This is a genomic window from Pseudomonas sp. TNT2022 ID642 (genome assembly GCF_028656995.1).
GTDB lineage: Bacteria > Pseudomonadota > Gammaproteobacteria > Pseudomonadales > Pseudomonadaceae > Aquipseudomonas.
Map to the genome: position 1 here is coordinate 366,869 of NZ_JAMDGW010000001.1, position 23,471 is coordinate 390,339.

Annotated in this window: 26 protein-coding genes; 23 read left to right on the forward strand and 3 right to left on the reverse strand. The window is 57.5% G+C overall.

Translation table 11 applies throughout. From position 1 onward, the window contains the following. Window positions 1–258 precede the first annotated feature (258 nt). From M5G26_RS01620 to ispD, 5 genes are all read left to right on the forward strand, one after another. Complete coding sequence (locus M5G26_RS01620) at window positions 259–1,890, forward strand: CTP synthase (protein WP_093436570.1); 1,632 nt, start codon at window positions 259–261, stop codon at window positions 1,888–1,890. 5 nt (window positions 1,891–1,895) lie between these two features. Beyond that, window positions 1,896–2,741 (forward strand): 3-deoxy-8-phosphooctulonate synthase, encoded by an 846-nt coding sequence (gene kdsA / locus M5G26_RS01625; RefSeq protein ID WP_016985082.1) that lies wholly within the window; start codon window positions 1,896–1,898, stop codon window positions 2,739–2,741. Window positions 2,742–2,898: 157 nt separating this feature from the next. Further along, window positions 2,899–4,188 carry a phosphopyruvate hydratase gene (eno, locus tag M5G26_RS01630; RefSeq protein ID WP_042557893.1) on the forward strand — a complete coding sequence of 430 codons (1,290 nt, stop codon included), beginning with the start codon at window positions 2,899–2,901 and terminating at the stop codon, window positions 4,186–4,188. A gap of 171 nt (window positions 4,189–4,359) precedes the next feature. Then, complete coding sequence (ftsB, locus tag M5G26_RS01635) at window positions 4,360–4,638, forward strand: cell division protein FtsB (RefSeq protein ID WP_007908838.1); 279 nt, start codon at window positions 4,360–4,362, stop codon at window positions 4,636–4,638. After that, window positions 4,635–5,342: a 2-C-methyl-D-erythritol 4-phosphate cytidylyltransferase gene (ispD, locus tag M5G26_RS01640; RefSeq protein ID WP_038357925.1), complete on the forward strand. Its 708-nt coding sequence runs from the start codon at window positions 4,635–4,637 to the stop codon at window positions 5,340–5,342. Before ftsB ends, ispD begins: the two co-directional genes overlap by 4 nt. Window positions 5,343–5,429: 87 nt before the next feature. Here ispD and M5G26_RS01645 read toward each other — a convergent pair whose 3' ends face one another. Then, the gene (locus tag M5G26_RS01645) at window positions 5,430–6,326 is read right to left on the reverse strand and encodes a LysR substrate-binding domain-containing protein (RefSeq protein WP_038357927.1); all 897 of its coding nucleotides are present in this window, start codon (window positions 6,324–6,326) and stop codon (window positions 5,430–5,432) included. Window positions 6,327–6,442: 116 nt separating this feature from the next. Here M5G26_RS01645 and M5G26_RS01650 point away from each other — a divergent pair, with 116 nt between their 5' ends. The 8 genes from M5G26_RS01650 (at window position 6,443) to rpoS (ending at window position 13,663) form a co-directional block, all read left to right on the forward strand. Then, a complete protein-coding gene (locus M5G26_RS01650; protein WP_007908835.1) occupies window positions 6,443–7,555 on the forward strand; it encodes an S-(hydroxymethyl)glutathione dehydrogenase/class III alcohol dehydrogenase in 1,113 nt (370 codons plus the stop codon). Between the two features lie 65 nt (window positions 7,556–7,620). Then, window positions 7,621–8,466: an S-formylglutathione hydrolase gene (gene fghA / locus M5G26_RS01655; protein WP_273914275.1), complete on the forward strand. Its 846-nt coding sequence runs from the start codon at window positions 7,621–7,623 to the stop codon at window positions 8,464–8,466. A gap of 43 nt (window positions 8,467–8,509) precedes the next feature. Continuing rightward, complete coding sequence (gene ispF / locus M5G26_RS01660) at window positions 8,510–8,983, forward strand: 2-C-methyl-D-erythritol 2,4-cyclodiphosphate synthase (RefSeq protein WP_034149878.1); 474 nt, start codon at window positions 8,510–8,512, stop codon at window positions 8,981–8,983. Next, on the forward strand, window positions 8,980–10,038 hold the full coding sequence (truD, locus tag M5G26_RS01665; protein WP_273914276.1) for a tRNA pseudouridine(13) synthase TruD: 1,059 nt from the start codon (window positions 8,980–8,982) through the stop codon (window positions 10,036–10,038). The genes ispF and truD overlap by 4 nt, the downstream gene beginning before the upstream one ends. Beyond that, entirely contained in the window at window positions 10,026–10,775 is a 750-nt protein-coding gene (gene surE / locus M5G26_RS01670) for a 5'/3'-nucleotidase SurE (protein WP_007908831.1), read from the forward strand. Before truD ends, surE begins: the two co-directional genes overlap by 13 nt. 41 nt (window positions 10,776–10,816) lie before the next feature. Then, entirely contained in the window at window positions 10,817–11,452 is a 636-nt protein-coding gene (locus M5G26_RS01675) for a protein-L-isoaspartate(D-aspartate) O-methyltransferase (protein WP_171057346.1), read from the forward strand. Window positions 11,453–11,664: 212 nt separating this feature from the next. Then, a complete protein-coding gene (locus M5G26_RS01680; protein WP_273914277.1) occupies window positions 11,665–12,546 on the forward strand; it encodes a peptidoglycan DD-metalloendopeptidase family protein in 882 nt (293 codons plus the stop codon). Between the two features lie 106 nt (window positions 12,547–12,652). Continuing rightward, window positions 12,653–13,663 carry an RNA polymerase sigma factor RpoS gene (gene rpoS / locus M5G26_RS01685; RefSeq protein ID WP_038357938.1) on the forward strand — a complete coding sequence of 337 codons (1,011 nt, stop codon included), beginning with the start codon at window positions 12,653–12,655 and terminating at the stop codon, window positions 13,661–13,663. 527 nt (window positions 13,664–14,190) lie between these two features. Here the strand turns inward: rpoS and fdxA are convergent. After that, window positions 14,191–14,514, reverse strand: coding sequence for a ferredoxin FdxA (fdxA, locus tag M5G26_RS01690; protein ID WP_007908827.1), 324 nt, complete (start codon window positions 14,512–14,514; stop codon window positions 14,191–14,193). 163 nt (window positions 14,515–14,677) lie between these two features. Further along, window positions 14,678–17,248, reverse strand: coding sequence for a DNA mismatch repair protein MutS (gene mutS / locus M5G26_RS01695; protein WP_191625112.1), 2,571 nt, complete (start codon window positions 17,246–17,248; stop codon window positions 14,678–14,680). Window positions 17,249–17,499: 251 nt separating this feature from the next. Here mutS and M5G26_RS01700 point away from each other — a divergent pair, with 251 nt between their 5' ends. From M5G26_RS01700 to M5G26_RS01745, 10 genes are all read left to right on the forward strand, one after another. Next, on the forward strand, window positions 17,500–18,258 hold the full coding sequence (locus M5G26_RS01700) for a winged helix-turn-helix domain-containing protein (RefSeq protein WP_273914278.1): 759 nt from the start codon (window positions 17,500–17,502) through the stop codon (window positions 18,256–18,258). Then, on the forward strand, window positions 18,225–18,716 hold the full coding sequence (locus M5G26_RS01705) for a hypothetical protein (RefSeq protein WP_273914279.1): 492 nt from the start codon (window positions 18,225–18,227) through the stop codon (window positions 18,714–18,716). Before M5G26_RS01700 ends, M5G26_RS01705 begins: the two co-directional genes overlap by 34 nt. Before the next feature lie 198 nt (window positions 18,717–18,914). Beyond that, the gene (locus M5G26_RS01710; RefSeq protein ID WP_273914280.1) at window positions 18,915–19,274 is read left to right on the forward strand and encodes a hypothetical protein; all 360 of its coding nucleotides are present in this window, start codon (window positions 18,915–18,917) and stop codon (window positions 19,272–19,274) included. Beyond that, entirely contained in the window at window positions 19,271–19,651 is a 381-nt protein-coding gene (locus M5G26_RS01715; protein ID WP_273914281.1) for a DUF1090 domain-containing protein, read from the forward strand. Before M5G26_RS01710 ends, M5G26_RS01715 begins: the two co-directional genes overlap by 4 nt. A gap of 89 nt (window positions 19,652–19,740) precedes the next feature. Continuing rightward, entirely contained in the window at window positions 19,741–19,923 is a 183-nt protein-coding gene (locus tag M5G26_RS01720) for a hypothetical protein (protein WP_007908822.1), read from the forward strand. A 138-nt stretch (window positions 19,924–20,061) separates the two neighbouring features. Then, complete coding sequence (locus M5G26_RS01725; RefSeq protein WP_150691980.1) at window positions 20,062–20,796, forward strand: XRE family transcriptional regulator; 735 nt, start codon at window positions 20,062–20,064, stop codon at window positions 20,794–20,796. Window positions 20,797–21,350: 554 nt separating this feature from the next. Next, on the forward strand, window positions 21,351–21,773 hold the full coding sequence (locus M5G26_RS01730) for a tail fiber assembly protein (protein ID WP_273914282.1): 423 nt from the start codon (window positions 21,351–21,353) through the stop codon (window positions 21,771–21,773). 144 nt (window positions 21,774–21,917) lie between these two features. Beyond that, window positions 21,918–22,256, forward strand: a complete 339-nt coding sequence (locus tag M5G26_RS01735) for a phage holin family protein (protein WP_038357950.1) — start codon at window positions 21,918–21,920, stop codon at window positions 22,254–22,256. 71 nt (window positions 22,257–22,327) lie between these two features. Then, on the forward strand, window positions 22,328–22,849 hold the full coding sequence (locus M5G26_RS01740) for a hypothetical protein (protein ID WP_273914283.1): 522 nt from the start codon (window positions 22,328–22,330) through the stop codon (window positions 22,847–22,849). A gap of 1 nt (window position 22,850) precedes the next feature. Next, on the forward strand, window positions 22,851–23,459 hold the full coding sequence (locus M5G26_RS01745; RefSeq protein ID WP_273914284.1) for a phage baseplate assembly protein V: 609 nt from the start codon (window positions 22,851–22,853) through the stop codon (window positions 23,457–23,459). The last annotated feature ends 12 nt before the right edge of the window (window positions 23,460–23,471 follow it).

Sequence of the window (23,471 nt, forward strand, 5' to 3'; positions counted from 1 at the left end):
GACTACGCTCCCTTCTTGATACAACTTCTGTGGATTCGCCTGAATTGCAGGAGTTGCCGATTACCAAGCAGTCTTTGCTGGGCGATTCCAAAAAATGTGTAGCGAGCAACGTACCGGTGTTTCACCTGCCGGTCTGTCCCAACGCGGCGGTTTTTTTGAAAGGTGCACTGTGATTAATGCAGGTGATCGGGGGCTTCGGCCTTCCTTCGCTTTCCCCGGCGGCTCGTACCGCTTTAACGCAGACTTCTAGGGTTTTTCATGACGCGCTACATATTCGTCACGGGCGGTGTTGTTTCTTCATTGGGGAAAGGCATTGCATCGGCTTCATTGGCAGCCATCCTGGAGGCGCGGGGACTTAAGGTCACCATGCTGAAGCTGGATCCGTACATCAACGTCGATCCGGGCACCATGAGCCCGTTCCAGCACGGTGAAGTGTTCGTCACCCACGACGGCGCCGAGACCGACCTGGACCTGGGTCACTACGAGCGGTTCATCCGCACGACCATGACCCAGAACAACAACTTCACCACTGGCCGTGTCTACGAGCACGTGCTGCGCAAAGAGCGCCGTGGTGACTACCTGGGTGCAACCATCCAGGTGATCCCGCACATCACCGACGAAATCAAGCGCCGCATCATCAAGGGTGCCGGTGACGCTGACGTGGCGATGGTTGAAATCGGTGGCACCGTCGGTGACATCGAGTCGCAACCGTTCCTCGAAGCCATCCGTCAACTGCGTTTCGAAGTTGGCGCCAAGCGCGCAATGCTGATGCACCTGACGCTGGTGCCGTACATCGCCACCGCTGGTGAAACCAAAACCAAGCCAACCCAGCACTCGGTAAAAGAGCTGCGTTCGATCGGCCTGCAGCCAGACGTGCTGGTGTGCCGTTCCGATCACCCGATCGACATCTCGTCGCGTCGCAAGATCGCTCAGTTCACCAACGTTGAAGAACGTGCGGTGATCGCGCTGGAAGACGCCGACACCATCTACAAGATCCCGGGCATCCTGCACTCGCAGGGTCTGGACGACTTCGTTGTCGAGCGTTTCGGCCTGCAATGCGGCAGCGCTGATCTGTCCGAGTGGGACGCGGTGGTTGACGCCAAGCTGAACCCGGAACACGAAGTGACCATCGCCATGGTCGGCAAGTACATGGAGCTGCTGGACGCCTACAAGTCGCTGATCGAAGCGATGAGTCACGCCGGCATCAGCAACCGCACCAAGGTCAACCTGCGTTACATCGATTCCGAAGACATCGAAAACCAGGGCACTGCGCTGCTCGAAGGTGTCGACGCGATCCTCGTACCGGGTGGCTTCGGTCTGCGCGGCGTGGAAGGCAAGATCACTGCCGTTCAGTACGCTCGCGAAAACAAGGTTCCATACCTGGGTATCTGCCTCGGTATGCAAGTGGCAGTTATCGAGTTCGCCCGTAACGTAATGGGCTGGAAAGACGCCAACTCCACCGAGTTCGATCGCGCCAGCGGCCATCCGGTTGTCGGTCTGATCACCGAGTGGGAAGACGCGACCGGTGCCGTTGAAGTGCGTACCGAGTCGTCCGACCTGGGCGGCACCATGCGCCTTGGCGCTCAGGACTGCCTGCTCGAAGCCGGCTCCAAGGTTCACGACTGCTACGGCAAGGACGTGATCGTCGAGCGTCACCGTCACCGTTACGAAGTGAACAACAACCTGCTGCCACAGCTGATCGAAGCCGGCCTGAAAATCTCCGGCCGCTCCGCTGATGCGGCGCTGGTTGAAGTGGTTGAAGCGGCCGATCACCCATGGTTCGTCGCTTGCCAGTTCCACCCTGAGTTCACCTCGACACCACGCGATGGCCATCCGCTGTTCAGCGGTTTTGTCAAAGCTGCGTTGGCTCAACACCAGAAGAAGGCGTAACCCCGATGGCACAGAAGATCATCCGCGTCGGCGACATCGAGATTGCCAACGACAAACCCATGGTGCTGTTCGGCGGCATGAACGTGCTGGAAAGCCGTGACATGGCCATGCAGGTTTGCGAAGAGTACGTGAAGGTCACCGAAAAACTCGGTATCCCTTACGTGTTCAAGGCCAGTTTCGACAAGGCCAACCGTTCTTCTGTGACCTCTTATCGTGGTCCTGGCCTGGAAGAGGGCATGCGCATCTTCCAGGACATCAAACAAGCCTTTGGCGTGCCGATCATCACCGACGTCCACGAGCCTGATCAGGCCGCGGTCGTCGCTGAGGTCTGCGACATCATTCAGCTGCCGGCCTTCCTGTCGCGCCAGACCGATCTGGTCGTCGCGATGGCCAAGACCAATGCAGTGATCAACATCAAGAAAGCCCAGTTCCTCGCGCCTCAGGAAATGAAACACATCCTGAACAAGTGCGTGGAAGCGGGTAACGATCAATTGATCCTCTGCGAGCGTGGTTCGAGCTTCGGCTACAACAACCTCGTGGTCGACATGCTCGGCTTCGGCATCATGAAGCAGTTCGAGTACCCGGTATTCTTCGACGTGACCCATGCGCTGCAAATGCCGGGTGGTCGTGCCGACTCCGCTGGCGGTCGCCGCGCACAGGTTCTGGATCTGGCCAAGGCCGGCATGAGCCAGTCGCTGGCGGGTCTGTTCCTCGAAGCGCATCCGGACCCGGACAACGCCAAATGCGACGGCCCTTGCGCCTTGCGTCTGGACAAACTGGAGCCTTTCCTGGCCCAGCTCAAAGCTCTGGACGAACTGGTGAAGAGTTTTCCGACGGTAGAAACCGCGTAACACTCAATTCTCCGGTAAAGTACCGCACGATTTGTCGCTCATGCCCTCGGGCATGAGCGTTATCGTCTGCAAGTCTGCCCGCTGCACATTCCTTGCCGACGGTAAAAAGATTTCCTCTAGCTGCGTCGTTTTCGTCAACTTTGGAGTGTTTACAACAATGGCAAAAATCGTCGACATCAAAGGTCGTGAAGTTCTCGACTCCCGTGGCAATCCCACCGTGGAAGCGGACGTGCTTCTCGACAACGGCATCATCGGCAGCGCGTGCGCGCCGTCCGGTGCATCCACTGGCTCGCGTGAAGCGCTCGAGCTGCGTGATGGCGACAAGAGCCGTTACCTGGGCAAGGGCGTGCTCAAAGCGGTAGCCAACATCAACGGTCCGATCCGCGATCTGCTGCTGGGCACCGACCCAAGCGACCAGAAAGCTCTGGACCACGCGATGATCAAGCTCGACGGTACGGAAAACAAAGCGACCCTTGGCGCCAACGCCATCCTCGCCGTGTCCCTGGCTGCGGCCAAGGCTGCTGCACAGGATCAGGACCTGCCGCTGTACGCACACATCGCCAACCTCAACGGCACTCCGGGTGTTTACTCGATGCCGGTGCCGATGATGAACATCATCAACGGTGGCGAGCACGCCGATAACAACGTCGACATCCAGGAATTCATGGTGCAGCCGGTTGGCGCCAAGTCGTTCTCGGAAGGTCTGCGCATGGGCACCGAGATTTTCCATCACTTGAAAGCCGTGCTGAAGGCCCGTGGCCTGAGCACTGCTGTTGGCGACGAAGGCGGTTTCGCACCGAACCTGGCGTCCAACGAAGACGCGCTGAAAGTGATCTCCGAAGCGGTGGCCAATGCCGGTTACAAGCTGGGCACTGACGTGACTCTGGCTCTGGACTGCGCGGCCAGCGAATTCTACGAAGACGGCAAGTACAACCTGTCCGGCGAAGGCCAGGTGTTCACCGCTGAAGGTTTCGCTGACTACCTGAAAGGTCTGACCGAACGTTATCCGATCATCTCGATCGAAGACGGTCTGGACGAGTCCGACTGGGCTGGCTGGAAGATCCTCACCGATAAGATCGGCGAGAAGGTTCAACTGGTGGGCGACGACCTGTTCGTGACCAACACCAAGATCCTGAAAGAAGGCATCGATAAAAAGATCGCCAACTCGATCCTGATCAAGTTCAACCAGATCGGCACCCTGACCGAAACCCTGGAAGCCATCCAGATGGCCAAGGCTGCCGGTTACACCGCAGTGATCTCGCACCGTTCGGGCGAAACCGAAGATTCGACCATTGCCGACCTGGCTGTGGGCACTTCGGCTGGCCAGATCAAAACCGGTTCGCTGTGCCGTTCCGACCGCGTTTCCAAGTACAACCAACTGCTGCGTATCGAAGAGCAGTTGAATGGCAAGGCCAAGTACAACGGTCGCAGCGAGTTCCGCGGCTAAGTACAAATCGATGGAAGGACACCGGATTGTGTCGAAAAAGTCGTGACAGCGATGGATTTGCCACTAATCTGATGCCTTAACAGCACAAGCCTGGGTCTTCCAGGCTTCGTGCTATCAGATGCTTCAAAGTTTTGGCGTGGCTGTCTTTTTTCACTGGATACCTGATATTCGATGCGCAGTCCTTACTGGTTGTTTCTCGTTTTGCTCTTGCTACTGGCCGGTCTGCAGTACCGCCTGTGGGTGGGCAATGGCAGTCTGGCGCAAGTCGCCGAGCTGAATCAGCAGATTGCTGATCAACACGCCGAGAACGAAGGTTTGCTGGAGCGCAACCGAGTGATGGACGCTGAAGTCAGTGAGTTGAAGAAGGGCATGGAGACCGTTGAAGAACGGGCTCGTCACGAACTGGGCATGGTCAAGGACGGCGAAACCCTTTACCAGTTGGCCCAATGATCAATTCCCTGCCGGCCTTCTGGGCCGTGATTCCTGCCGCGGGCGTCGGTGCCCGAATGGCCGCGGACCGTCCCAAGCAATATCTGCAACTGGGCGGGCGCACAATTCTCGAACACAGCCTCGGCTGTTTCCTTGATCACCCAAGCCTTAAAGGGCTGGTGGTCAGTCTTGCTGTTGATGATCCTTATTGGCCAAACCTGGCGTGCGTCAGCGATCCGCGCATTCAGCGGGTTGAAGGCGGGGCCGAGCGTTCTGGTTCGGTGCTCAATGCCTTGCTGCACTTGCATGCGCAGGGTGCCGATGATGAAGATTGGGTGCTGGTGCACGATGCGGCACGACCGAATCTGAGTCGCGAAGACCTCGACAAGTTACTGGATGAACTGGCGGATGATCCGGTCGGCGGTTTGCTCGCCGTCCCTGCGCGCGACACCTTGAAGCGAGTCGACAAGCATGGTCGGGTGGTGGAAACCGTCGATCGCAGCGTGATCTGGCAGGCATATACGCCGCAGATGTTTCGCCTCGGCGCGTTGCATCGGGCGTTGGCGGACAGTCTGGTGGCTGATGCGCTGATTACTGATGAAGCTTCGGCGATGGAGTGGGCCGGTCTCAAGCCGCGTCTGATTGAAGGGCGGGCGGATAACCTCAAGGTCACCCGGCCGGAAGATCTTGAATGGTTGCGCCAGCGTTGGGCGAATCGCCGCTAAAAGATCAAAAGATCGCAGCCTTCGGCAGCTCCTACATGGGTTCGCATGCCTTTGTAGGAGCTGCCGAAGGCTGCGATCTTTTGCTTTTCAACCTCGATATTCCGGCCGCTCAGCCAACCCTTCCTTGAGAAAATCCACCAACTTGCGCACCTTCGGCGACAAATGCCGCTGCTGCGGATACAACGCCCACACCGCCGTATTCGGCGGCTGATGCGCCTCCAGCAACGAAATCAACGCGCCACTGTGCAAATGTTCCAGCACGTAATAATCCGGCAACTGACACAACCCCACTCCCTGAAGCGCCGCATCCAGCACAGCTTGCCCACTGTTGCAGCGCCAGTTGCCCTGCACGCGCTGAGAAAACTCGCGCCCGTTCTGCTCAAGCTGCCAGATGTCCGAGCTGCCAATCAGGCAATTATGCCGACTCAACTCCGACAGGCTGTGGGGGCGGCCGTACCGCTCAACGTAGGACGGTGACGCGCAGAGATACATTCGCCTTGGCGCCAAACGTGTCGCGACCAACCGCGAGTCCTGCAGGCGGCCCAAGCGAATCGCCAGATCCAGACCTTCATGCACCAGATCGAGCTGGCGATTGCTCAGTTCGATATCGATGCGCAACTGCGGATACAGGCCCATGAACCGCGTCACCAGCGGCACGATGAAACGCTCACCGTAGGCTACGGCGCAGGTCATGCGCAGCATGCCTTTCGGTTCGCTGGTCAGATCGCCGACTGCACGCAAGGCTTCTTCGCGACCGTCCTGCAAGCGTTGGCAATGTTGCAGAAAGGTCTGCCCGGCCTCGGTCAGCGTCACCCGGCGTGTGCTGCGATAGAGAAGTCGCGTCTGAAGTCTTTCTTCCAGGCGTACGATTTGTCGACTGATGTGCGAGGACGAAACCCCAAGACGTTCGGCAGCGGCAGTGAACTGGCTGCATTCAGCAACGGCGACGAACTCGTCGATGCCTTCCCAGCGGTTTTCGGACATCAGGATTATCCCTGTATGGCAATAATGTTTTGCTTTTGTCCTGATTATTCATCGTAAAGCTGTGTATTACACTCCTTGTCTGGTTTTTTATTCATTGGATTCACTGGAGAGTCAGCATGATCAAGTCGCGCGCCGCCGTTGCCTTCGAGGCCAAAAAGCCGCTGGAAATCGTAGAAGTCGATGTCGCCATGCCCAAGGCCGGTGAAGTCCTGCTGCGCGTGGTGGCTTCCGGGGTTTGCCACACCGACGCCTACACGCTGTCCGGTGCTGATCCGGAAGGCATCTTCCCGTCGATCCTCGGCCACGAAGGTGGCGCCATCGTTGAAGCCATCGGCGAAGGCGTGACCTCGGTTGCCGTGGGCGATCACGTTATTCCGCTGTACACCCCGGAATGCGGCCAGTGCAAATTCTGTAAGTCGGGCAAGACCAACCTGTGTCAGGCAATTCGCGCCACTCAGGGTAAAGGTTTGATGCCGGACGGTACTTCGCGTTTTTCCTACAAGGGCGAAACGATTTTCCACTACATGGGCACTTCGACGTTCTCGGAATACACCGTGTTGCCGGAAATCTCCGTGGCCAAGATCTCCAAGGATGCGCCACTGGAAAAGGTCTGCCTGCTGGGCTGCGGCGTCACCACCGGTATCGGTGCGGTGCTCAACACCGCCAAGGTCAAACCCGGTGACACCGTGGCCATCTTCGGTCTGGGCGGCATTGGTCTGTCTGCAGTCATCGGCGCAGTGAAAGCCAAGGCTGCGCGCATCATCGCCATCGACATCAACCCGGCCAAGTTCGAGATCGCCAAACAACTCGGCGCCACCGACTGCGTGAACCCGAAAGACTTTGATCGTCCGATCCAGGAAGTGATCGTCGACATGACCGATGGTGGTGTGGACTTCTCCTTCGAATGCATCGGCAACGTGCAACTGATGCGCGCCGCCCTTGAGTGCTGCCACAAAGGTTGGGGCGAGTCGGTCATCATCGGTGTTGCCGGTGCCGGTCAGGAAATCGCTACCCGTCCATTCCAGTTGGTGACTGGTCGCGTCTGGCGCGGTTCGGCGTTCGGTGGCGTGCGCGGTCGTACCGAATTGCCAAGCTATGTCGACATGGCTCAGAGCGGTGAGATCCCGCTGGATACGTTCATCACCCACACCATGGGCCTGGAAGACATCAACAAGGCGTTCGACCTGATGCACGAAGGCAAGAGCATCCGTACCGTCATTCATTTCTGATCAATCGTGGCGACATGGCAACAAGTCGTGAAGGCTTGTTGCCGTGACCGCGTAGGAGTCTTTACATGAGTCTGGAAAACATCTCCTGTCAGAAAAGTTTTGGCGGTTGGCACAAGCGCTATCGCCATCGCTCCGACGTGCTCGGTTGCGACATGGTGTTCGCCGTGTACCTGCCGCCACAGGCGGAGCAGGGCGGTAAGTTGCCGGTGCTGTACTGGCTGTCAGGCCTGACCTGCACCGATGAGAACTTCATGCAGAAGGCCGGCGCGATGCGCATGGCTGCCGAACTGGGTTTGATCATTGTTGCGCCGGACACCAGCCCGCGCGGCCCCGATGTCCCGGGTGATCCGGACAACGCTTGGGATTTCGGCCTTGGCGCCGGGTTCTATCTGAATGCCACGCAAGAACCTTGGTCGCGCCACTATCGGATGCATGACTATGTCGTGCAGGAATTGCCTTCACTGGTTGAAGCGCATTTCCCTGCTTCGGATAAACGCAGCATCAGCGGCCACTCCATGGGCGGTCACGGTGCGCTGGTCTGCGCGTTGCGCAATCCGGGGCGTTACCAATCGGTGTCTGCGTTTTCGCCAATCAACAATCCGATGGATTGCCCTTGGGGCCAGAAGGCGTTCTCCCGTTATCTGGGCGAGGACCGTTCGAAGTGGAAAGAGTGGGATGCCTGCGCACTGATCGCCGAAGCGGATGAAAAATTGCCGCTGCTGGTTGATCAAGGTGATCGCGACGACTTCCTCGAAAATCAGCTCAAACCCGAAGCCCTGCAACAAGCGGCAAAACAAGCGGGCCATCCGCTGACATTGCGTCTGCAACCGGGCTACGACCACAGCTATTTCTTCATCTCAAGCTTTATAGACGACCACTTGCAGCATCACGCACGCGCCCTGCGCGGTTAATGCAGGTAGAATCACGCCCTGACAAAAATCGGGGCGTTTTTTTATGCGTATTGGCCACGGCTATGATGTGCACCGTTTCGCTGAAGGCGATTTCATTACTCTGGGCGGCGTGCGCATTGCACACAGCTTCGGGCTGCTCGCTCATTCCGACGGTGACGTCCTGCTGCACGCCTTGAGCGATGCCTTGCTCGGCGCCGCTGCGCTGGGTGATATCGGCAAGCATTTCCCGGACACCGACCCGCAATTCAAGGGCGCCGACAGCCGTGCGCTGCTGCGTCATGTGGTCGCGCTGATCCATGCCAAAGGCTGGAAAGTCGGCAACGTCGATAACACCATCGTTGCCCAGGCGCCGAAAATGGCCCCGCATATCGAATCGATGCGCGCGCTGATCGCGGCGGATCTTCAAGTTGAGTTGGATCAAGTGAACGTGAAAGCTACCACCACCGAAAAGCTTGGCTTTGTCGGTCGCGAAGAAGGCATCGCCGTGCACTCCGTTGCCTTGTTGCTGCGCGCATGAATGAACTGCAATTGCTCGGCCCGCGCGCCTATGGCGAACCTTTGGGCACCGCGGTACTGAAAGCCATCGCTGAAGATTTTCAGGTGGATGAAGTCCTCGACATTCCGTTCAGCGGCGACGGCGAACACCTGTGGATCTGGGTTGAAAAGCGTGGCCTCAACACTGAGGAAGCCGCACGGCGTATCGCCAAGGCTGCCGGCGTGCCGTTGCGTACCGTCAGCTATGCCGGTCTCAAGGATCGTCAGGCGCTGACCCGCCAGTGGTTCAGCGTGCAATTGCCGGGCAAGGCCGATCCGGATCTGACAGCGGCGGAAAACGATACGCTGAAGATCCTCAAGACCATCCGCCACAAACGCAAGCTGCAACGCGGTGCGCATTCGGCCAACGGTTTCACGCTGCGTCTGACCCAATTCGCCGGCGACAAAGCTGCAATCGAAGAGCGTCTGCAACTGATCGCCAAACAAGGCATTCCCAATTATTTCGGCGCCCAGCGTTTTGGCCATGACGGCGGCAACGTCGTTGATGCCCGTGCGTGGGCTGCGCGCAAAGCCTTGCCGGAGCAACGTAATGTGCGTTCGCGCCTGCTCTCGACCGCGCGCAGCTTCCTCTTCAACAAGGTGCTGGCGGCGCGTGTTGCCGATGGCACCTGGCAAAAAGCCCAGGTCGGCGATCTGCTGGCCTTCACCGACAGCCGCAGCTTTTTTCCGGCCGGTGAGGCCGAGTGCAGCGACCCGCGGCTGGCGATACTCGATCTGCATCCGACCGGCCCGCAGTGGGGCGAAGGTGACTCGCCGACCGCAGGCGCTGTCCATGAACTGGAGCAGGGGATTGCCGCCGATGAAGCAGAGCTGCGCGATTGGTTGGTTCATGCCGGCATGAGCCATGAACGTCGCATCCTGCGGCTGCCCATTGGCGGGTTGACGTGGCATTATCCTCAGCCTGACATTCTGCAACTGGAATTCGTCCTCCCGGCCGGATGCTTCGCCACCGTATTGGTGCGCGAGCTCGTTGATCTGGTGCCGGTGGGGCAGACGGACAGCCCATGCGTATTCTGATTTCTAACGACGATGGGGTAACCGCTCCCGGTCTTGCCGCGCTTTATGCTGCGCTGGCGGATTACACCGAGTGCGTGGTTATCGCCCCGGAGCAGGACAAAAGCGGCGCCAGCAGTTCGCTGACGCTCGACCGTCCGCTGCACCCGCAATACCTGGCCAACGGCTTTATCAGCCTCAACGGTACACCGACCGACTGCGTGCACCTGGGCCTCAACGGCCTGCTGGAGCGCGAGGCGGACATGGTGGTTTCCGGGATCAATCTCGGTGCCAACCTTGGCGATGATGTGCTGTATTCCGGGACAGTGGCGGCCGCCCTTGAGGGACGTTTTCTCGAGCGTCCGTCGTTCGCTTTCTCGCTGGTCTCGCGTCAAGTGGATAATCTACCGACGGCGGCGTACTTTGCGCGCAAACTGGTTGAAGCCCATGCCGGGCTCGATCTGCCGCCGCGCACGGTGCTCAACGTGAACATTCCCAACCTGCCCATCGACCACATTCGCGGCATCCAGCTGACCCGACTGGGCCATCGCGCCCGGGCGGCGGCGCCGATGAAGGTGGTCGATCCGCGTGGCAAGGCCGGTTACTGGATTGCCGCTGCCGGCGATGCCGAAGATGGCGGTCCGGGTACGGACTTTCACGCGGTGATGCAGGGCTACGTTTCCATCACGCCGTTGCAGCTCGATCGCACCTTCAATGATGCGTTCAGAAGCCTCGACGGCTGGCTGGAGGGACTGCGCTGATGGCCCGTGAACACGAAGACCGGCTGCGCAGCGGCATCGGCATGACGTCCCAGCGTACCCGCGAGCGGTTGATCCAGCGCCTGTACGAAGAAGGTGTGTCCAACGCCAAGGTGCTGGAAGTGATTCGGCGTACACCGCGTCACCTGTTCGTCGACGAGGCGCTGGCACACCGCGCTTACGAAGACACGGCGCTGCCGATCGGCAACAACCAGACGATTTCTCAGCCTTATATGGTGGCGCGCATGAGCGAGCTGCTGCTGGAGGCTGGGCCACTGGATAAAGTGCTGGAGATTGGCACCGGTTCCGGTTACCAGACAGCGGTGTTGTCGCAACTGGTCGAGCGCGTCTTCTCGGTTGAGCGCATCAAGGTGCTGCAGGATCGCGCCAAGGAACGCCTGGTCGAGCTGAATCTGCGCAACGTGGTGTTTCGTTGGGGGGATGGCTGGGAAGGCTGGCCGGCGCTGGCGCCGTATAACGGCATTATCGTCACCGCCGTGGCCACCGATGTCCCGCAAGCCTTGCTCGACCAATTGGCTCCGGGCGGGCGCATGGTGATTCCGGTGGGTTCCGGAGAAGTGCAGCAATTGTTGCTGATCGTGCGTGAGGAAAACGGCTTTTCCCGACACGTTCTGGGGGCAGTTCGTTTCGTGCCGTTGCTCAATGGGCCACTGGCCTGAGCATTTATTCAGGTGCGCTGAATTCCTTTCGTTCGTCTGTGTCTTACTCCGGCAGCGATGGTTTAAACGCAGCAGACTGTCAACTTGCAAACGTGTGCGCGAAGCGATTTCGCTTCATTAAAGGTAAAGCCGATCCGGCCCGTTATACTGGCGACACCTCATGCCGAAATCCGGCATTTCACATTTTTCAGCCACCACAAAGGGAGCGGCGGGTGAGTCTCACAGTCATTGCGCAGCGTATAGGTAACACGAGCTTTCAGCGCCTGGTGACTGGCCTTGTCTTGAGCACCTTGCTGGTCGGTTGCTCCAGCACCAAATCGAGCAATGTCCGGGTGGTCGATCGCAACAGCGCGGTGGCCCAGCGTCCTACCGTGACGACCGGGCAGTATGTAGTCCGTCCCGGCGATACGATGTTTTCGATCGCGTTTCGCTACGGCTGGGACTACAAAGCCCTCGCCGCCCGGAACAATATTCCTACGCCGTACACGATCCATCCGGGTCAGACAATTCGCTTTGATGGTCGCACCGGTTCAACGTCGACCGCGGTGGTGAGCAACAGCAGTTCTTCGCCTTCTTCGTCGAGCAAAACCACGGTAATCCGGCGCCAGGCAAATGGCACGACGACCACCACAACCACCGGTTCTACGGGCGGTTCGGCGGGCGTTGCACCGTCCGTCGCCAACAAGTCGGCACCCGCTCCACTGCCTCCGGCTGGCCCGGCCCCGACCGGCTGGGGATGGCCATCTAATGGCATTCTGATTGGAAAATTCTCTTCAAACGGTAGTTTGAATAAAGGAATTGATATCGCCGGAGATTTGGGACAGCCTGTTTTAGCTGCGTCTGATGGGACGGTGGTATACGCCGGGAGTGGCTTAAGGGGCTACGGCGAATTAGTCATCATCAAACACAGCGAAACCTACGTCAGTGCCTACGGACATAACCGCAGGCTGTTGGTTCGGGAGGGACAGCAGGTCAAGGTCGGACAGACAATTGCCGAAATGGGGTCAACGGGTACAGACCGGGTGAAACTGCATTTTGAGATTCGCCGCCAAGGTAAACCTGTAGATCCACTGCAGTTCCTGCCAAGACGTTGATTTGTAAGCCAGCCTGTTCCGTCGCGTAGAGGGGACAGGCTCCAGCGCTGCCAAGGATAAAGGCGTCGCTTGAGCTTGGGGTCGAACTCACCAAAGGACTATAACAATGGCTCTCAGTAAAGAAGTGCCGGAGTTTGACATCGACGATGAGGTTCTCCTTATGGAGACCGGCATCGATTCGGAATCTTCGATGTCGAATGATGAAGGGGCTGCTCCACCTTCCGTTCGTTCCAAATCCAAACACTCCGCTTCACTTAAACAACATAAGTACATCGACTACACGCGGGCACTTGATGCCACACAGTTGTATCTCAACGAAATCGGCTTTTCCCCATTGCTCTCCCCGGAGGAAGAAGTTCATTTTGCGCGACTGTCGCAAAGTGGCGATCCGGCCGGGCGCAAGCGCATGATTGAAAGTAACCTGCGGCTGGTGGTGAAAATCGCCCGGCGTTACGTCAATCGGGGGCTGTCGCTGCTGGATCTGATCGAAGAGGGCAACCTCGGGCTGATCCGCGCGGTGGAAAAGTTCGATCCCGAGCGCGGCTTCCGCTTCTCGACCTACGCGACCTGGTGGATTCGTCAGACCATCGAGCGCGCGATCATGAATCAGACCCGGACCATCCGGTTGCCGATCCATGTGGTCAAGGAACTCAACGTGTACCTGCGGGCTGCACGGGAGCTGACGCAAAAGCTCGACCACGAACCTTCACCCGAAGAAATTGCCAACCTGCTGGAAAAACCGGTGGGCGAGGTCAAGCGCATGCTCGGCCTGAACGAACGGGTTTCTTCGGTCGACGTCTCGCTGGGTCCGGATTCGGATAAAACCCTGCTGGACACCCTCACCGATGATCGTCCGACCGATCCGTGTGAACTGCTGCAGGATGACGACCTGTCGCAGAGCATCGATCAATGGCTGTCGGAGCTGACCGACAAGCAGCGCGAGGTGGTTGTGCGTCGCTTCGGCCTGCGCGGTCACGAGAGCAGCACGCTGGAAGACGTAGGCCTGGAGATCGGTCTGACCCGGGAACGGGTACGGCAGATCCAGGTAGAAGGCCTCAAACGCCTTCGTGAAATCCTCGAGAAGAATGGCCTGTCGAGCGAGTCGCTGTTTCAGTAAGCGCCTCACACGCCCGCCCGCAAAAAGCCCCGACTGGTTCGGGGCTTTTTGTTGGCATGGATTTGTTGGTTATCTCACGCCACCCGGTTCATTGCCGGACGTACGGTTGGCAATTCCATCGTTTGTAGTCTCTCGGTGTAAGCCTTGGCTTACTCTTTCGTAAGTGTTCACTATTTTTACAGTACGGTAGACGTCGATCACTTTCGGTAGAGCAATTTAACTTGTTGATTTGTATATTTATTTTTTAATGTGAAGTGCTTATTACAGCACTTTTGCGGTCTTAGGGCCGATTGCTCTCGCCGGGGAATTCTCTAGTATCTGGGTTGTGTCGACGGACAGACACGCCCTTCAAGGATGAGGGGAACGGACATCGCAGGACGCGATTCATCAGGACGATGAAAAGGAATACAGGGAATAGGGAAAAAATGTGGGCGGGTCATACCGCCCCTTTTTTTGCCCGCAGAAAAGTAAAACACAGAAAAGCAAAAAGGCCCGCGAGGGGCCTTTTCATTCGAGCGCGGGGCAGATCAGCGTTCGAGGTCTTTGATCTTGCCTTTGACGCCATCCCACTCTTCGGCATCCGGCAGCGATTCTTTCTTCTCGGTGATGTTCGGCCAGATTTCAGCCAGCTCAACGTTGAGTTGAATGAACTCCTGCATCTCTTCCGGAACCTCGTCCTCGGAGAAAATGGCTACGGCCGGGCATTCCGGTTCGCACAGGGCGCAGTCGATGCACTCATCCGGGTGAATCACCAGGAAGTTCGGGCCTTCGTAAAAGCAGTCCACCGGACAGACTTCTACGCAGTCGGTGTACTTGCACTTGATGCAGTTGTCGGTGACGACGAAGGTCATTTCTAATTTTCTCCTCAGGCGGCGGCAGCGTTGCCCCTTCACGGTTGGGGTCGCCAGGTTCGGGAGCGATACCTGCTGGCCAGGCTATTAGCCAGCAGCATCCCAAACCGCGCGAGATTCTAACAGCTTGAAGCCGTTTGCGTTATATCCGCTTCTTCAGTGCTTATATCCGGTTCTTCAATGCATAGAGCATTTCGAGCGCACGACGCGGGGTCAGGTCATCCAGATCCAGTTTAGCCAGCTCATCGAGTACCGGATGCGGCAGGCTGGCGAACATGTCGCTTTGCTGCGGCGTTACCGGTTTGCCTTTGGCGGCAGGTTTCGGCGCTTCATGGGGCAAAGCGGTTTCTTCCAGTCTGCTCAAGTGCTCGCGGGCACGCACGATCACTTCACTCGGCACACCGGCCAATTGCGCCACTGCCAGACCGTAACTCTGGCTGGCAGGGCCGGGCAGCACGTGGTGCAGGAACACGATGCGTTCGTTGTGCTCGGTGGCGTTGAGGTGGACGTTGGCCACCAATGGCTCGGCTTCCGGCAACACGGTCAGTTCGAAGTAGTGCGTAGCGAACAGCGTATAGGCGCGCAAATGGGCCAGGCGCTCCGCCGCCGCCCATGCCAGCGACAGACCGTCGAAGGTGCTGGTGCCGCGACCGACTTCGTCCATCAGCACCAGGCTGCGCTCGGTGGCGTTGTGCAGGATGTTGGCGGTCTCGCTCATTTCGACCATGAAGGTCGAACGGCCGCCCGCGAGGTCATCGCTGGAACCGATACGGGTGAAAATGCGGTCGACCAGGGACAGTTCGCAACTGGCGGCCGGCACGAAGCTGCCGATATGCGCCAGCAACACGATCAGTGCGGTTTGGCGCATGTAGGTGGATTTACCGCCCATGTTCGGGCCGGTGATCACCAACATGCGCGTGTTGTCGTCCAGGCTCAGGTCGTTGGCCACGAACGGCGTGGTCAGTACCTGCTCGACCACCGGGTGACGTCCCTGGGTGATGCGCATGCAAGGCTCGGTGACGAAGCGCGGGCAGTTCAGGTCGAGATTCAGCGCACGCTCGGCGAGGTTGCTCAACACGTCCAGTTCAGCCAGCGCGCCGGCGGTGTCTTGCAACGGTGGCAACTGGCTGATCAGATCTTCCAGCAGCGCTTCGTAAAGCATCTTTTCGCGCGCCAAGGCACGGCTCTTGGCAGAGAGGGCCTTGTCTTCGAACTCTTTCAGCTCAGGCGTGATGAAGCGTTCGGCGCCTTTCAGCGTCTGGCGCCGGATGTAATCCGCTGGCGCCGATTCAGCCTGCTTGCTCGGCAGCTCGATGAAGTAGCCGTGAATGCGGTTGTAGCCGACTTTCAGATGGCTCAGACCAGTTCGGGCTTTTTCGCGGGCTTCCAGATCGATGAGGAACTGGCCGGCGTTCTCGCTCAACGATTGCAGCTCGTCGAGTTCGCTGTCGTAGCCGGTTTTCAGCACGCCGCCGTCACGGATGACCGCAGGCGGATTGTCGATGATGGCTTTTTCCAGCAACGCCGCCAGCTCCGGATAGGTGCTGGTGATTGTCGCCAGACTCTGCAGGTGCGGCGCTTCCAGATCGGTCATCGCCACTTGCAATTCAGGCAAGGCACCAAGGGCGTCGCGCAGCCGGGCAAGGTCACGAGGACGCGCGTTGCGCAGGCCGATCCGCGCGAGAATTCGCTCGATGTCGCCGATTTCCTTGAGCTGCGGTTGCAGCTTTTCGAAACGGTAGCGATCGAGCAGGCAAGTGATCGAGGTCTGGCGCGCCAGCAATACCGTCAGATCGCGCAACGGGCGATTCAGCCAGCGGGTCAGCAAACGGCTACCCATGGCGGTCTGGCAGCGATCGACCACCGATTGCAGGGTGTTGTCGCGGCCACCGGCCAGGTTGGTGTCGAGTTCAAGATTGCGGCGGCTCGCACCGTCCAGCACCACCGTGTCGTCGAGACGTTCGTGGCGCAGGCTGCGCAGATGGGGCAGGGCGGTGCGCTGGGTTTCCTTGGCGTACGCCAACAGGCAACCGGCAGCGCCGATGGCCAGGGTCAGGTTCTCGCAACCAAAGCCCTTCAGGTCTTGGGTGGAGAACTGCTGGCAAAGACTTTTCAGTGCTGAATCACGCTCGAAGTCCCACGGCGCACGACGACTGACGCCACGGCGTTTTTCCGCTGGCAGGTCCCTTGGCCAGTCATCCGGGATCAGCAACTCAACCGGATTGATCCGCTCCAGTTCAGCCAGCAGGTTCTCCCAACCTTTGATTTCCGAGACGCTGAAGTTACCGCTGGTGATGTCCAGCACGGCCAGACCGAACAGGCGCTCGTCACCCAGTAGCGCTGCAATCAGGTTGTCGCGGCGTTCGTCTAGCAGCGCCTCATCACTGACCGTGCCCGGCGTGAGGATGCGCACGACCTGACGCTCCACCGGGCCTTTGCTGGTTGCCGGGTCGCCGACTTGCTCGCAAATCACCACCGACTCGCCAAGCTTGACCAGTTTTGCCAGATAGCCTTCCGCCGCGTGATACGGAATCCCGCACATCGGAATAGCCTGCCCCGCCGACTGTCCGCGCGCGGTCAGGGTGATGTCGAGCAACTTGGCCGCCTTCTTCGCGTCTTCGTAGAAGATCTCGTAGAAGTCGCCCATGCGGTAGAACATCAGCTGATCCGGGTGCTGATTCTTCAGGCGCCAGTATTGCTGCATCATCGGGGTGTGGGAGGACAGGTCAGAAATAGCTTTATTCATCAGTGGTTTAGCTTTACCGGAAAAAGTGACGAGGCAATAACGGGGTCGTTCGCATCTTCAAAATGGCGAGTGTTTGCCAGCGATGCGGCCCGTGGGTTGATTCAGTGGGGCCGAGTATGAAGTTTTTTTGAGGTGGATGCAGCAACGCACCGCCGCTTGGGTTGGCATTGTGTCCTATAGTGCCGAAAAGCTATCGAATGATCGGAATTCGAGGATTGCAGATCAGTTGAGGACGCAGCTTGGAACAATCAGAGGGCATCGGCTCACAAGCGTCAGCGAGCGATTGTTACTACGATGCAGAAAAAATGACCCTCAGCCGGGCGCGGCGGACAGCTTTGCTGGGCAGCAATGAAAGCGACCTGCTGCTGGCGCTGATAGCCGGCGTGACCGACAAGGAACTGCTTATCTCCCGAGTCTGGGGGGAGCGCGGGCTGGTGATTTCCGACAGCAGTTATTACAAGACGCTGCACATGCTCCGCGCGCATTTCGCTGACGTTGGTTTGCCACGGGACAGTCTCAAGACTTTGCCACGCCGGGGCGTGGTGCTGTTGTGTGAAATCCGCTTGGTCACCGCGCAGACTCAATCCTCTGAGTCGCCGCCTGCGCTGGTAAACGATGCTGAACCATTTATCGTCGACGCCCCCACGGCGAAAAAGCCATTCAGTCGTTACTGGCGCTTTCTTTTGGCGACAATCCTGGTGCCAGCGATTGCTCTTCCGGTCTTTTACGCATACCTGGTGTTAAAAAAACCAGCCGATCTGGAGGAGTGGAAACTCATCTGGCAAGAAGGCGAAGCGAAATTGTATGTAGAAGAAAGTGAAAGAATGTCCAAAGAGGATATTGTCAAGGCGCTCAGCGAGTTCGAACCACCCATTGTGTTGTCCGATATCAACTACTATGTACGGAAACCACTCTCCCAATTACTGGTCAAGTGCATCAAGCCAGAAAGCAAAGGGGAGGCCATATGCGTGAACTACCAACTCGTTGGAAAAAAATAATCGCAGTGATTGCCGCTTTGTCTGTATTTGTCTTCGGTATTCTGGTTGTAAAGCATTTTTATTTGATCAATCGCGATATTCCACGCGCACCCTGTTTTGCATCCATAGATTTTGTCCATACGAATGATCACAAAGTTCGCTGGCATGGCGTTGGGGAAATGACGATCGACCCAACGGAGGGCGCTCTCTATGTGCACTACATCGTTAAAGCCCCTGAAGGCAAGGTCTATACTTATGATCGTAAGTTCGAAATTGTACTAACGCATCTGGATACATCCAGGTTTCTGTTCAAGACGCGCTCGATTGTAAAGTTTGACGCGGACACCGCCGGCGATGAACTTCCGTTTATGGAAAGAGGTTTTCAAGGCGGTATGGTGACGTTCAATTACTTCTCCGATACCGAGTATTACTACAATGTCAATAACCTGATCAATGGCGTATGCCACGTCCCTCGCTAGCTCAAACCCCCAGGGTGCAAGGCCTCCGGCGACTAAGTAAGACTAAGTAAGACGCCAGTAAGGACTCAACGGTCCTTCGTTGTTAATGTGATTCGAGTCAAGTCTACAGCCCCTGCGACTGCCGGAGAGTCAGCGCAGTCTGGCTGTTAGTTGCCTTGAATAACATGACGATGTTTAGGCTGTTGAGGAACGTTATAGATGCTCTGGTTTTGCCTGCGCAGTTCTCATGGAACCAAGTCTCCCGCCTGGAAGCGATCAATTGCAATAAATCGGGAAGGTATTGTGTTTGTGCCGGCGGTTATTGCTGGGAAAGAAAAGGATGTGAGTATTTCCACGTTGTTTGATCGCACTCCGGTTTTGCTTTGTTTCGATCATGTTTACGTACCAGTTGCGTGGATGGTTGAACACTTTCCGATGTGCAGAACTCGCTGTCGCGACATGATGATGGCGGCACTTTCTGGTGTACAAGAAGCGTTGGGTTGTCGTAGAGCATGGTCTCGGGTGAGCCATTTTCGTGGGCGCGCGGGAGAAAAAAATTATCTGGGGTTTGTCTCATGAGATCGACCCTGCTCTGGAATCTGTCTCTGTTAGTTGGTGGTGTTTTTATCATCGATAGTTCTTGGGCTGGCGCGCGGGAAAGTTGTGCGCAGCGTCGCGCCGAACTGTTGTTCCAAATTGAACGCGCTGAGGCAACGAGCAATGTTTATCGCAGGTCAGGTCTGGAACAGGCCCTTGCCAATGTCGAGCGCTATTGCCAAGAACCCTCCGCGCAAAATAACCGTTCAAGCGCCATCCAAAAGGCAGAAGCCGAAGTACGGCGCAGACAGAACTATCTGAAGGCCGCGCGTCAGTATGGCGATGTGAAAGTGATCAAGAAACAGGAAGCCAGGCTCGAACGGGCTCAGACAAAGCTGCAAAGGCTCATGGATGAGTAAAGGGTCAATCACCGTCAACGAACCGCAGCAGGTCTTCTTTTTCAACCCTGCAATTCAATGTATTCATCAGTGACACCGGGAAATCGAATATGAAAAACATCCTTATCTTTGCTTCGGTTTTTACTTCTGCTGTGCTGATCTCTGGTTGTACCGCTACCGACTGGGTACATGCTGCCGGTGGAATCATGGGCGCCAAGGACGATTACGACAGGAAGGCCAGAACCGATCGACTTAAAAAAGCCAATGCTGCCGCGCGTCGCGTCAAGGGATGACCGCACGCTGGAACCGGGCCGTTATTCAATTCAAAGTGATGGCTCGGTAATATCATTTTGTGGCTGAATTCATATTTATGCGTTAATTATGCAAATCAGCATTTGTCTTCGCGGATAACTTCAAGCACTATGCGCGTTATGCAAAAACGCAACGTAGCCTCCGTCTTAAGAGCACTGCTCGACCAGCACGGGATCTCCCCCACGGAGCTCCACCGTCGCACCGGCGTGCCTCAATCCACTCTCTCGCGGATTCTCAGCGGGAAGATCGTCGATCCTTCGGATAAACATATCTCGAAGATCGCCGAGTACTTCGCCGTGAGCACCGATCAATTGCGCGGGCGCGCAGATGTCGCGCAGTCGACCGGTGCCGTGCGTGATGACGTACACGCGGAACTCAAGGACATAATGCTGTGGGACGACGATACACCTGTCGATGATGACGAAGTATCGGTGCCGTTCCTTCGCGAGGTTGAATTGGCTGCTGGATCAGGAAGATTCGTCATCGAAGAGAGCGAGCGCTCTAGCCTGCGCTTCGGCAAGCGCAGCCTGCGCCATAACGGCGTGCAGTTCGACCAGGCCAAATGCGTGACAGTGCGCGGCAACAGCATGTTGCCGGTGTTGCGTGATGGTGCCACCGTCGGCGTCAACGCCGGTAAATGCGGCATCGGCGACATCATTGATGGCGACCTGTACGCGATCAATCACAACGGCCAGTTACGCGTAAAGCAGCTTTACCGCTTGCCTACCGGCATTCGTCTGCGCAGCTTCAATCGCGATGAGCATCCGGACGAGGACTACAGCTTCCAGGAAATCCAGGAAGAGCAGATCGTAATCCTCGGTCACGTCTTTTGGTGGGGCATGTACGCCCGTTAACCCGACCCTCTTCAGACAAACCCGCCAATCGGCGGGTTTTTTTTCGCCTTGATGAAACCGCCAAACCCTTGAGTTGCGGGGCTTTCATGCGCTTGCGCATTTCTAATGCATAAATAAATGCATTTACGCATTGACTGGATATGCATTCGTGCATATTATTGCCACCAAGCCGCTCGACAAAGCGGCTGGCAAGAAAGCTCTTTAGTTCCACAAGAACAGGCAGCGATGAACCGGCCTCAACGGTTCAGAGGGTTGGCAACTGACCCGGGTGTGCAGCGTAAAGCACCAGAAGCAGTTATCCGGCGGGCAGGGACCGCGGTCGGAAAAACAATCTGAATGGACTCGTACCGCGCCAGTAGCGCCGAAAAGTCAGCTTCCTTCTTGAACACAGGATTGGAAGGAAGGCGAAGGAGCGCATTACTGAAAAGCCCGGCGGACTGCCGGGCTTTTTGGAATGCCTGCCTGATTTGTTCCGCTCTAGACAATGGTGCGGACATTCTGGAGTGCAGAACGTAACGGCAAATACGCCGTTTAGTTACCAAAAGGAGCAATGAATGAATCGTTATGCTTATGTTCGAGTTGACTATGCAAAACCGTTTAACAAAGTGATGAAGTTTGTCGACTCTGAGGAGACCCCAGAGTGGCTCTCTAATGGTTTCTGGGTTGATATCACCGGAAACACGGACGTTCAACTGGGGTGGAAGGCCACCACTGTAAATTACGTTGATTGGATATTCAGTGAACCAACCTATGAAGAACGTGAAAAAGACGTCGCTCACGATGTTCTGACGTTGATGAATGTGGCTGGCCAGTGGCTGTTGTTGCACCCGCTCCAATATAAGGACGACGTCGGCGTTGCCACACCTGAAGAGCAGGCGCTGTTAACTGCGTACAAGCAGTACTGCATCGATGTCAGCGAGGTTAAAAAACAATCCGGCTACCCGAACATCGTCAATTGGCCGGTAGCTCCCTTCTGATTCAACTACGCGAATCAGCCCTGCTCGGGGACCGCATTACTGAAAAGCCCGGCTCTAGCTCCGGGCTTTTTGGAATGCCTACCTCAAGAGAAAACGATTGAACCCAACACACATCACTCATCAATCACCCCCGGGAGGCGTGACATGACAAGCGAGCAACAAGCGTTGGCGGACATGCCGATCTGGCTGGTCATCCTCCTGGCCGTCGTCGGCGGGGTGTCCGGCGAAATGTGGCGCGCCGACAAGGAGGGCGCACGCGGCTGGTCATTGCTGCGACGCCTGGCCCTGCGCTCCGGCGCCTGCATGATCTGCGGCGTGTCGGCAATCATGCTGCTGTATGCCGCAGGACTTTCGATCTGGGCCGCCGGCGCGTTCGGTTGCCTGACAGCGATGGCCGGCGCCGACGTCGCCATCGGGTTGTACGAACGCTGGGCCGCCAAGCGCATCGGCGTCTGCGAAGTTCCGCCTCGCGACCAACCTTAACCAAAACCAATTTTCCGTGCCGCCATTTTGGCGGCAGGGTTTCGCGTGGACGATTGAAAAGGAGGTCATGTATGCCCACACCGATCCAGCAGCCGTCGCAACTGTTCACCGCCATCGCGACGACGCTGCGCAACACCGCCGGGCTCAACCTCAATGTCGGCAATCACGATGATTTCACTGCACCGGACGATCAGGCCTGGGTGCTGATTGGCTTCGACCGCAATGCACCTGGAATGCGCGCCGCTGACGGGCGAATTGCTCATGTCATGACGGTATCCCTGCAAGTCATCCCGGCCCTTGCCGCCAGCGCATTTGCGGCGTGCGATCTGATCGCTGTGTTGAAAAACCTGATCACCGACAACGCTTGGAACTTGCCCGGCGACCAGTGCGATCTGCCAATGAACATCGATGGCTTGCCGTCATTGCTCATCCGCGCCGACCAGCAATACAAGGCCTGGACACTGACGTTCAACCAGACCCTCTACCTCGGCCCGACCTTACTTGACGATCCGCTGGGCACGCCGAAATTCGCTCGCACCTGGGAAGTCAGCAACATCGACGACCCCGACCAATACACCGCGTTGGAGGCCTGAGATGTTCGATGGACTATTGCGCATGCAACTCGGCCCGATCATCGAGCGCCTGGCCGAGATGGAAGCGGAAATCGACGACCTGCACCGCCGCGCCGAAAGCTTTTGCCGCATCGGAATTTGCCAGACCGTCGACGCCGCGAGCAACACCTGTCAGGTCAGTCACGGTGGATTGCTCACGCCAGCCATCAAGTTTTTCAACCCCAGCGCCGGCGCACAAAGTGAGTCGCGGATTCCAACAGTGGGCGAGCAGTGTCTGCTGTTCAACTACGGCAGCGGCGAAAGCGGTGCACAGAGCGTGGCGTTGTTCGGTTTGAACAGTGACCGCTTTCCGCCAACCTCCACGGTGCCGACGCTGACCCGTCGAGTGCATCAGGACGGCAGTGAAAGCGGTTACGACGATGCCTCGCACACCCTGCATTGGCAGAACGGTCCGGCAGCATTCAGCGGCTCACGCGAATCACTCGAACTGAGCATCGGCCCGGCACGCCTGGCAATGACGCAACAACTGATCAGCCTGCAACTGGGTGCGGTCGGCCTGACCATCGACGCTTCTGGCGTGCACTTCAGCGGCCCCTTGGTCGATCACCAGGGCCGCGTCATCAGCCCCTGATTCAAGAGCCTT